Source organism: Methylobacterium iners (assembly GCF_022179305.1).
In the GTDB taxonomy this organism is placed as follows: Bacteria; Pseudomonadota; Alphaproteobacteria; order Rhizobiales; family Beijerinckiaceae; genus Methylobacterium; species Methylobacterium iners.
Genome location: NZ_BPQP01000136.1, coordinates 1 through 10,824 on the forward strand (window position 1 = coordinate 1; position 10,824 = coordinate 10,824).

The 10,824-nt window shown below is 51.7% G+C and carries 6 protein-coding genes and 4 pseudogenes; 8 read left to right on the plus strand and 2 right to left on the minus strand.

Annotation, left to right across the window (positions count from 1 at the left end; genetic code table 11):
- Window positions 1-99: 99 nt before the first annotated feature.
- From MFF55_RS26000 to MFF55_RS26010, 3 genes and pseudogenes are all read left to right on the plus strand, one after another.
- Window positions 100-300, plus strand: a pseudogene (locus MFF55_RS26000) (IS630 family transposase); the annotation flags it as partial.
- A pseudogene (locus MFF55_RS26005) lies at window positions 248-556 on the plus strand (ATP-binding protein); the annotation flags it as partial. The pseudogenes MFF55_RS26000 and MFF55_RS26005, both read left to right, overlap by 53 nt.
- 1,615 nt (window positions 557-2,171) lie before the next feature.
- Window positions 2,172-2,840: an exopolysaccharide biosynthesis polyprenyl glycosylphosphotransferase gene (locus MFF55_RS26010; RefSeq protein WP_238247068.1), complete on the plus strand. Its 669-nt coding sequence runs from the start codon at window positions 2,172-2,174 to the stop codon at window positions 2,838-2,840.
- Between the two features lie 217 nt (window positions 2,841-3,057).
- Here MFF55_RS26010 and MFF55_RS26015 read toward each other — a convergent pair.
- Window positions 3,058-3,523: pseudogene (locus MFF55_RS26015) on the minus strand (transposase); the annotation flags it as partial.
- 65 nt (window positions 3,524-3,588) lie between these two features.
- Window positions 3,589-4,355: pseudogene (locus MFF55_RS26020) on the minus strand (IS5 family transposase).
- A gap of 139 nt (window positions 4,356-4,494) precedes the next feature.
- Here MFF55_RS26020 and MFF55_RS26935 point away from each other — a divergent pair.
- The 5 genes from MFF55_RS26935 (at window position 4,495) to MFF55_RS26040 (ending at window position 10,754) form a co-directional block, all read left to right on the plus strand.
- Window positions 4,495-4,626 (plus strand): hypothetical protein, encoded by a 132-nt coding sequence (locus tag MFF55_RS26935; protein ID WP_283206806.1) that lies wholly within the window; start codon window positions 4,495-4,497, stop codon window positions 4,624-4,626.
- 594 nt (window positions 4,627-5,220) lie between these two features.
- Entirely contained in the window at window positions 5,221-6,669 is a 1,449-nt protein-coding gene (locus MFF55_RS26025) for a lipopolysaccharide biosynthesis protein (RefSeq protein WP_238247070.1), read from the plus strand.
- Between the two features lie 60 nt (window positions 6,670-6,729).
- Window positions 6,730-8,265 (plus strand): hypothetical protein, encoded by a 1,536-nt coding sequence (locus MFF55_RS26030; protein ID WP_238247072.1) that lies wholly within the window; start codon window positions 6,730-6,732, stop codon window positions 8,263-8,265.
- A gap of 36 nt (window positions 8,266-8,301) precedes the next feature.
- Window positions 8,302-9,438 (plus strand): glycosyltransferase family 4 protein, encoded by a 1,137-nt coding sequence (locus MFF55_RS26035; protein ID WP_238247074.1) that lies wholly within the window; start codon window positions 8,302-8,304, stop codon window positions 9,436-9,438.
- A gap of 152 nt (window positions 9,439-9,590) precedes the next feature.
- A complete protein-coding gene (locus MFF55_RS26040) occupies window positions 9,591-10,754 on the plus strand; it encodes a glycosyltransferase family 4 protein (protein WP_238247076.1) in 1,164 nt (387 codons plus the stop codon).
- Window positions 10,755-10,824 lie beyond the last annotated feature (70 nt).

The following is a 10,824-nucleotide window of genomic DNA, read 5'->3' on the forward strand; positions in this document are numbered from 1 at the left end:
ATCCCGGGACCGTACACCTAGAACTATGTCAGCATGTGACGGCGCGGGCTTCTGGCGCGGGTCCACCCGAGCGTGGCTGCAGTGGATCCCGCTGACAATATAGGACGAACCTTACAGGTGGATCTGCGCGAGCGTGTCGTGGCGGCGATTTATGCGGGCGCATCGCGGCGCCTGGCGACTAAACGCCTCGGGGTCGGAGCGGGCAGTGCGATCCGTTGGCACGAGCGCTTTCGGCAGGAAGGGCGGGTTGGAGGCGGAGGCGCGGGCGGGCAAGGCCGGCCGGCTGGGCTCGCGGCTCGCACGGATGGTCCTCGTGATCCTGGACGAGCTGGGCTACCTGCCGTTCCCGCGAGCGGGTGGGCAGATGCTGTTCCACCTGGTCAGCCGGCTCTACGAGCGCACCTCGGTGATCGTGACGACGAACCTACCGTTTGGCGAGTTGCCGAGCGTTTTCGGGGATGCGAAGATATCGACGGCACTGCTCGACCGGCTCACGCACCACTGCGACATCCTGGAGACGGGCAACGCCAGCTGGCGGTTGAGGACACGCAGCTGACGCCTGATTGCGTGATGCGCCCACGGCTCGCTCCGGCGTCAGGCTGGAGACGAGGCCGATGCCGCTTCGCACACCTGACTGGCTGCGCGACATCGGCCTCTGGGGCGGTGCTTGTGCAAGGAAGAAGGTGGGCCCTTCTTGGACGCCGATCCCGGGCCCCTCTTCAACGCCGATTGACACTATGCTGAATAAACACACACCTATGTTTCGCGTCTGAAATAGCGGAAATCTACAAATGCAACGCTACCGCATATCAGTGCCTACAACTGATTATAAAACTCTGAGCTTTAGAAATTTACAAGGGGTTTCATTCGAAAAGCTGCTCTCGCCTAAAGCGAGCTCTACGCTGTCTTGAAACGTAGGACCGAACACCGTAGCCAACTGCAAACCCAAGAGCGATCAACACCAGGATTGCGAGTAGCTGATTCAACAATGAAACTAGGACTCCGCCGGCCACTCCGGCTCCAAAAAGCGCGCAGCCGGTGCCGCGATTAAGAGACTTGCTCTTCTCCACAGCTATAACCAATCGGGCGAACTGAATCTTTCGGCTCGCCACTCCCGCGATATAACTAAGTCTGGCGTTCAGGGTTTGCGGCATGGGCGTCAAAACCACTCGATCTAAATTCGGCCGTTTCGGAAATTCCTAGGTAGTCCAGCAGTCTTGCTGGACCTCTTCGTCGTAAGTCGGTCGTGCACTCCGATGCAAGCTGATGGCGATTCGAGCTAGCAGACCTGCGCCGTCGTTACGCTCGCCTCTTGCTCGGGCGGAATGGGTTAAGCTGCCCTTCAGTGAACTGTCACTATTTCATCGTTCGCCCCCTCTAATGAGTTTGACCCTAATCATCGCTCGAGGAGGAACAGGGGCTCACGTCAACATGCATGACGTAGCTACATTCTCCTCTGCTGTCAGTTGCTGCTAGAGAAGATTCCGGCTGGGATGGTTCAGAAGCCGCCACGCTGCGGGCGCGGCGTTGTTCGATCAGCGCCGAAAGCTGGTTGCTAGCTAACCCGCTAAACGGCCGGACCGAAGCTCTTGCCTGTGTATTTGTGGTACTTGTGAGCGATCCTCGTCGATAGCAGGGGGCTCTACTTATGCCGCCTACTGGCTCACATCGACGCGAGAAGGAAGCCGCCCAAGCATGAATTCAGCCCAGCCACTCGCACAACTCCTCAGCGCAGGCCCCGCGACACCAAAGCTATGATGGCTCAACTTTTCTGCTGCAGTCCTCTTTGGACAGAGAGTGAGAGCCCTCGAGCTCGCAAGACGCGCAAATTTTTAGATCTTCAAACTCACAGATATGAAATAAAAGATGACTGGCGTGGTTAGACGACTTTGTGCTCTGAACTGATGGTAGCGCTAATTCTCGTGAAATTCACCGTTACACCCCGATCTAGACGACATGTATTAAATATTATTTCGTATTCCAAGTTTAATAAGTGTACATATCTATTTTGTACCTTTAATCATCTTTACAATTATTAAATTATACCGCGTGTAAATCAAGATATCTTCGTTTTTAGCCTTTATGATACAAACATTCCCGAAGGGTTGCAAAAAAAACAAATTACTAATAATGCTACTTCTGCACTGCAAAAAACCCCTTGAGGAACCGCTATGAAGCTTGAGGGCTCTTCGAGCACACTCTCGGTTAAAAATGACGGAAGAGATTTGCCGTCGACATATGTCAGCGGTTTGCTGCCACTTAAAACCTTGTTGGACTTTGCCTTATCTGCTGCAGGTCTTTTTCTGCTTGCTCCTCTGCTTTTGATAATCGCCGCCCTTATTAAGTTTGATAGCCCTGGTCCAGTTATGTTTAAACAAATCAGGACGGGGCAGAACGGACACCGATTTCGTATTTACAAATTTCGGACAATGACTGTGATGGAAGATGGTGCATTGATTCGCCAGGCGACGCAAGGTGACAAACGGATAACACGAGTGGGTTATTGGCTGCGCAAGACTAGTCTGGATGAGCTGCCACAGCTTGTGAACGTGGTCCGGGGTGAGATGTCACTGGTAGGTCCCCGTCCACACGCCCTTGCTCACGACGAGTACTATGATCGAGAGATTGAGACATACAGACATCGTTTTTGTGTCAAGCCTGGGCTTACGGGCTGGGCACAAGTGAATGGTTCGCGCGGGGAGACTCCGACAATTTCTGACATGCAGCGGCGGGTAAACTTTGACGTTTGGTACATCGAAAATCGCTCACTTACATTGGATATTGCAATTATAGCGCGGACTATAGTTTCTGAGATCACGCGCAAGACCAATGCTTATTAGCCTGGTCATTTTCAATCCAGATCAATTACGAGATAAATCTCGGGATAGCATTTGTTCGCTAATAGGACTCCTGTGCCTTGTAGAAGTGTGTTACTTAAATGGGGCAGCGCGCGTAAGATCCTGGGCAGCTGAAATAGTTCAAGCACTTCGCTTTAGCACACATTAATGTGCGTCGAACGTATCGTGAGCTTCCGCTTGGAGACAGACGACGTCTTCACCTTCTCGACGAAGCCGGATCTTTTGAGCGTTTGAAGGTGCGGACCACATGCGGTTGCATGCGGGTGTGCCTGCCAGATCTGCTGGACGGAACGCAGAAAAACTCCGACCCGTGCGGCAACAGCGCGACCGGTCCAGTGGGTTACTTAGCCTAGTGGTTTCGAACAGGTCGATGCGAGCACCTCCGCCACCCTCCGGGTGGGATGAGGCGAGATGCCGGGGGGGCGGATCTTGTTGCGCAGCAGGTCGTCGATGCTCCCCTCGCCGTAACGCTGCTGCCAGCGTCAGACGGCGGGTCGACTAACGCCCGCTTGCGGGGCCTCGTCCTGCACACCGAGGCGCTGGGCCGAAGGCAAAACGATGCGGGCTCGCAGGATGTGCTTGGGGGGGCGTGAACAGTCGCCGGCGAACCCGGCCAGCCGTGGCTGGGTGGCGTTGTCGAGGAGCGCGCAGGCGGTCTGGGCTATCACCCAGAGCCGCACGCATAACTGACCTCGTGAGTTCTCAGTCGCCGTCAGTGCTGTAGGCCGTGTTATCGCTTGAGCCAGTCGAATGCTGCGGCGATGTAGAGGACGCCCACGAAGCTGACGGCGGTCATGTTGTCACGGGCGGCGATGGTGCGCCATTCCTTGAGCCTGGCCCAGAGCCGCTCGACCCGGTTGCGGTTGTTGTAGATCCAGTCCGGGCAGGCCACGGGCGCTTCGTGGTGTTGGGGCGGGATCGCAGGACTCGCCTATGTTCCAGATGTGCGCGCGAAAGGCGTGGCTGGTGTAGCCGCGGTCTCCTACCATCCACTGGGGCACATCTGGCAGTCGGTTGAGTAGGGGAACAGCGTGGAGCCGTTCGTGGGCCTGACCGGGCGCCAGCCGAAAGGCGATGGCACGTCCACTGCCATCCGCGATCATGCAGGCCTTGGTGCCATAGCCGCCACGTGAGCAGCCAAGAGCTTCACGAGTGTCTCGCTGGCCCCAGATCCCCCCTTTTGGCAGCCCCCGCCGCCTTATGGTGAGCGCGCACGTTCGTGCCGTCGAGGAACACCATACCGAGCTGGACTCCTCGCTCCTGCACGAGGCTGAGGAGCCGCTCCCAGACGCCGGCACGCGCCCAGCGAATGAAAATCTGGGCTGCGCGCCACCACGGACTTAGATTCTTCGGAACGGCTCGCCACTTGGCCCTGTTCTCGTGCCGGCAGAGGATCGCTGAGAGGGTGCGCCGTAGATCCTGCGGCGGCGTCTTGGCTTTTGGACCGCATGCCACGACCAGCGGCCCCAGTTCAGACCATTGCACGTCGCTCAGCATCGTTCCTCCTCCGAGGAGACAAAATACGAACACAGCCAATCAGTTCAGACGACAGGCCCTAAAGGACATCGCTCGGACCACCCACCACAGAGGCTTAACCGCGCCCTTCGCCCTCGATGGCTCGATCAACCAGCACACCTTGGAGACCTACGTTGCCGAGGTGCTCGTCCCCATGCTGCAGGCCGGTGACATCGCGGTCATCGACTACCTGTCCAGCCACAACGGACCCAGAGTGCGCGAGCTCACCGAGGCGGAAGGCGCCAGCCCGTGATACCTTCAGCCCCCCTCGCCGGAACCGAAGGTCTGCGCAGCGACTTCAAGGCGATGGAAAACGCCTCAGCCAAGCTCAGGTCGGTCCTGCGCGTAGTCGCCGAGCACACCAAACGAGGCGCTGTGGTCTACCATCGGCAGCCTCGCGGAAGCCTTCACCCCAGCCGAATGCAGAACCTACGTCGCTGCAGCAGGATACAGTGAAACGTGAGTGAATGCCGCTCCAGCTCGCGTTATCCCGATCGCCGGCGGGCTGCCAGCTCGGCGGACTGGTCAACCTGTTCTCGCTAACGTGGAAGTATGCCTCCCAGTCCACCCATACTGCGTCGCCTACGCCGGTTCTCCCTCCGGCCCAAATCTTTCATAAACCACAGAGAAGCCAATCACCTCGCTTCACTGCTCATACACCCATCCAGCCTCACCCACGGTTCCTTCAAGCTGTAGACCTAAATTTGAAATCAAACATGACGACCTGACTTCAGGAAGATTTCTATGCCAAAAGATAAAACATAAAAAAGCGAAATTTTTTACGACATATCAGCAATATAGGATTCACTCAGCTCAGTCTATATCAGAGGTACGGAGAGCCTTAAACATGAGTATCAAGCAAAAACTTGTCGCAAGTGTGCTGTGGATGACAGGTGCCGCATTGTTCAATAATCTCTCCACTCTCATCGTTTTTGTTGCTCTCGCCCGAATACTAACTCCCACCGAGTTCGGAATCGTAGCATTCGCTGGCATCTTTATCGATTTTAGCCGCGTACTTGTTCTCGCGGGTATCCCAGACGCTCTTATTCAACGTCCAGTGTGGGATGACATCACCGCCAGCACGGCATTCTGGATGAACATGACAATAAGCGTCGTTCTGAGCCTAATTCTTGTGGTCGTAGCAGCGCCGCTCATTGCGACATTATACGACGAAACATTTGGTTTGGTGCTTGCCACCATGGCAATTATCCTCCTAGTAGAAGGAGCAACTACGGTACATGTTGCGCAGCTTAGAAGAGAATTTAGACATAAAATAATTGCAAGAAGAGGCATAATTGCAAATAGCATTGGAGGGCTTCTCGGTGTGACATTGGCCTTCAACGGCTGGGGTGTGTGGTCTATAGTGATAAGCCGCCTACTTGCTTCAATAACCACAAGTGCAATTCTACTGTTCTCTTCAAGCTTTCGTCCAAAAATGACGTTTTCAACAGCAATCTTTAAGGAACTTTTTTTATTTTCAAGCCCTATTTTGTCTAGTCAGCTATTGAATCAAATAAGCGCGCAGACGCCATCGCTTCTAATAGGAATATTTCTAGGACCATTTGCAATTGCGCAGTATCGAGTCGGATCGAGATCGCTCGGACTGATCACAAGTCTAGCCGTAATGCCAATACAATCAACATCTATCTCTGCTCTCTCCCGCACCGCTAAAACCCCGGGGAGATTAAGCCAAGCGTACTTAAGATTAACACGGATATGTGGATTGCTGACCTGTCCTGTCCTTCTCGGCCTAGCGGCAGTTGCGCCGGACTTCGTCTTAGTGCTATTTGGATCACAATGGAGTCAGGCGGGGCATGTACTGACCGCTATCGCCATCATTGCTCTTCCTCTCACACTTGGCTATTTCGAAAGTCCTACGTTAAACGCGGCTGGTCGCAGTGATCTGACTTTCAAGACGTCCCTCGTGGCAAGCCTAACCGGAGTGGTTGCAGCTTCTCTCGCAACTCCTTTCGGCCCAGTATGTGTAGCTGCTGCGTTGACGTTACGCTCACACCTTACCATGCCTTACAGCGTCGGCCTCGTTCGCCAAGCAACCGGAGTTACCTTTCATCAGGCAATACAAAACATACTTCCCAGTTATGCTTGTGCTGCAACCATGGCGATCATTGTGGCCGCCTTACGAATAGGCGTGTTCGCGGACATGGCGGAGGTAATGCGACTACTGATATGCATCTCCGCTGGCGCTTTATTATATTGCCTCCTCATGATCACATTTGCTAGAACCTACCTGCAAACAAACTTGAAGGATATTTTAAATGCGATACCTAAAAAGTAATTGCTTGCTCATGAGGCACAATCGACGTGGGAATCTATCATAAGTGAATGGAAGATAATTATGAATTCAGGGGAAGAAATAGATCGGACTCAGCGTGGGAGTACTGAACTAGCCCAAGCTGATCAAATGTTTCCCAACATTCAGAAAAGTTCCTCAGGTAAACTTGACCTTCCAGATCATAAAAGCAGCTGGTCGCACTCTGAAGACTCGGCTCTTGAAGCGATAAGTCGCTTTGAGGGACAGATTCTTATCGACCTCGACGAAACGCTATATCTTGAGAATTCGACAGAGACATTTCTGTCTCTGGCCGTTCCAGGATTACTTGCTGCGTATATATTACGAGTCTTAGACCTTATCTCTCCTTGGCGAAAGATCGGCGGTTTTGAAGCACGCGACAATTGGCGGCTTATGACTATCTTGATCTTCTTTCCATGGACGTATTTACGATGGGTCAATTACTGCAAACAAACCGCACCACACAAGCTTAACGTCAAATTAGCGGACGCCCTCCGAAGTCGAGGCGAAAAAGATGTCATTGTTAGTAATGGTTTTCAGTTAATAATTAGGCCTTTAGTTGTTGGTTTGAATTTGAGCGAGATCGATGTAATCTGCTGTAGAGTCTTGCGACTCAAGGATCGAAGTCAAGGCAAATTGGCACTTGCCGTACGTAAACTCGGTCTTCAAGCTGTAAAGGCTGCTATGGTGGTAACAGACTCATTGAAGGACGCAGAAATCTTATCGGTATGTAAATACCCTTGCCTCGTGGTGTGGCGCGAAGCGGTGTTTCGTCGTGCCTTTGACAAAGTAGCTTACCTTCCGGGTGATTATCTCATTCAAGTTAAGCGGCCGAAGCAGGGAGCTCTCAGGAAGTTAGTCCGCGAAGATTTATTTGTGTGGATAGCGGTTGCACTAACTGTAACGGATGTTACTTGGTGGCAAGTTCTTGGCATAATTCTGCTTTTTGCCTCAATGTGGTCAGTCTACGAGATCGGATATTACGATAACGACTTCTGCGCTAAGCATTTCGAGAGCGATCCGAAGCTGAACCCGCGTTTTGATGAATTTAATGGTCAGATTTTTGTTAGAAAAGCCTGGTTCTTCGGGCTTATTACGGGCGTCACAGGGACAATCTTGATTAGTGGATTTGATGATATTTCAAAGCCTTTTGTTTGGTGTGCCGTATTAATCTCATTACGAGGGACTTATTGGTTGTACAATCGGGTTGATAAGAACACTCGAATTTGGATTTATTTAATTTTACAAATTTTTCGAAGCGCTTCGATGATTGCCATAGTCGGAATCAGCTTGTTTGGATTCGCAATATGCCTAAGTCAAGTCATCACGCGCTGGCTTGATTACATCATATATCGAAGTGGAAAAATTGAAGGCCAGTATCTTTGGCCAAAGACTCCGAATAGGTCCATTCGCTTTATCTTATTAGTATTGTTTATTTCAGCAATTATCTTGTCGACTGGACCGGCGAGCTTGTATACCTTGGCTCTCGTGATTGTACCGTGGTTTGCCTACTTGGCTGTGTTGTATGAAATGCGCGATATTGTTTCTGGTGCGCACAGGATCGATGAAGTTAAGCGCTGATAAATAATAGTTAAACTATATAAAAGGTCTAAATCAGTGGATCCGAAACAGATCGTATTTCCCTTTTTAGGCTCAGACGTTGGCGGTAGCCATGTATCATGCTTCACTTTAGCGCAGCAGCTTGAAAGTGAAGGGATTTCCTGCATTATCTTGTGCATAGGAAATTCAGCTATTGCGGATGAGGCGCGTCGGTTGGGGCTTCATGTTGAGCCAACTAACGAGCCGCCGGCGCTTCCTCCCGCTGTGAGGAACAGCCCATTGGTTGATCTTCGACGTCTACCTAAACGGGTTCGACTGCTTCGTACTATTTGGAAGCCTAGTACAATTATCCACTGCAATGACATAGCAGCCTTGCAGGCATGGATATTGCCGGCTCGATTAGCAAACCTTCCAATTTTGTATCATCACCGTTCGATAAATAAGATGCGCTTACCGAACCGTAAACTCATCCAAAAAGCGGCTGGGACAATCGTAATATCGGATGAATGTCGAGCCAATGTAGCCTTCCTCCCAGACGCACAAGTGCGACAAATTGTTAATCCTTTCCAAATTCAGGTAGATATTGATCGAGATGACGCAAAGAAAGTCGTCATCAAGGAGTTCGGACTGCCGGAAAAAGCGAGATTAATCGGTTTTGTTGGAAATTTCTGGCCTCGCAAGAGACCAAGCTTCTTTCTTGAGATTGCTAAACTGATGACGCAGGTAGACGAGAACGTGTATGTCGTTATTTTTGGACGAGACGGAGAGATAAAAACAAGCGAATTGGTGGATCAAGCCGACGCCTTACAAATCGGCCACCGTACCGTTTTCGCGGGGTTTCGAACTCCTGGCGAAAAAAATATCGCTGCGTTGGATCTACTCCTTGCTACGGCAGTGCGGGAGCCCTTCGGCCGTACGCTAGTTGAAGCGATATTGGTTGGTACACCCTACCTTGCCACTGATGATGCCGGTCATACTGAAACAGCACGACGCTGGGGAGGGGGGCGGCTCATACCGATCGATGCCGACGCCACCGAGTTCGCTGCTCGTGGCCTTGAAGTACTACATGGTAAAAGTCCAGCGCTGTTTAATGCGGCTCGTAGAAGTGTTGCATTTGACGTTTCGCCTGCCGGCCATACGAGGGCCGTCACTCGGTTCTACAGCGACGTACTCTCGAGTAACCGCCTGCTGTAGTGTTTGGTGAAAAAAATTCATCATCAACGTGTTACTGCAATTCCGATTTTTGATGGCAGTTCGAGTTTGATAGATATCGCCCTTTATTATTGCCGTGGCATGATTTTTGGAGACTTGCTCGGAGCATATTCAACTGACGGGAACTGAAACTAATGAATTCGAAGTTTAATGCTGATTGTAGTAGTCAACAAACGCGAGGTAAGAGCTTACCAAGCGTTTTGTTCCCGTTTGCGGGACAAAAGCCTGGCGGCAGCCATATCTCCACCTTTACGTTGGCGAAAGCACTGAGGGAGTTCTACGGCATTCACTCAGTAGTGGCGGCGCCTGCAGGTACCAAAGTTGAAGCTGAAGCGTTGCGATTTGGGCTTAAGGTACAGCCTTGTTTGAACGTACCGCTTACATCCAGCCCAGGTCTACGTGAACTCGCATTTTTGCCACGACGTGTGGCTTATCTGCGAACGTTGGGATCCAATGTTGTAGTACATTGCAACGATGTGTGGAACCTTCGTGCTTGGTACGCTCCATCGCGACTTGTAGGGTGTCCGATCGTTTATCATCATCGTGCATTCGCAAAGCCAACTATTGCTAATCGTGTTCTTATTGGCGGGGCGGATAAGATCATATCGATTTCAGATGCCTGCTGCGATGATCTGCGCTCGATTGTTAAACGTGATGTTGTGCGTATCACTAATCCCTTTGATGCAATTTCTTATTTCGGTGGGGATGAGTTGCGTCAGGAGTTGCTGAAGCAGCTTCCGTCGTCTCCGAAAACTACTTTAATTGGCTTCGTTGCAAATTTTCAGATTCGCAAAAGGCCTGAGTTTTTTTTAGACGTTGCTGGGAGCATAGCTCAGCTCGATTCTGACGCTCGATTTGTGATGTTTGGGAGTGAACGGGATATAACGGTTTCCGACTTGCGGAGCCGGGCAGCGCAACATGGGATCGCTGATCGCGTGATATTCCCTGGCTTTCGCTCGCCGCCGGAAGCTAACATAGCTGCACTTGACTTGCTTATCGCACCAGCAATTTCGGAGCCTTTTGGCCGTACCCTGGTAGAAGCGGTTCTTGTCGGAACACCATACGTTGCAACTGCCGACGCGGGGCACTCGGAGATCTATCGTCGGTGGCGCGGCGGAGTGTTGGCTCCCTCTGAAGCGGATTACACCAGCTTTGCGTTGGTATGCGTCGACGCGTTGCGCAATCCTGACAACCTTCGTCTTACGTCTGAAGCTAAGATGCAAGTTATGGACGAGATAGATCCGCGTCGACATGCTGCCGAGGTGCTTGAGATCTATATGCAAACTGCTGAAAATTAAATATGACTGAATGGTCGACCACGCTCTTACAATTCTAGGCTTGTGTTTAGCGGTACCGCTGTTGAGCGCT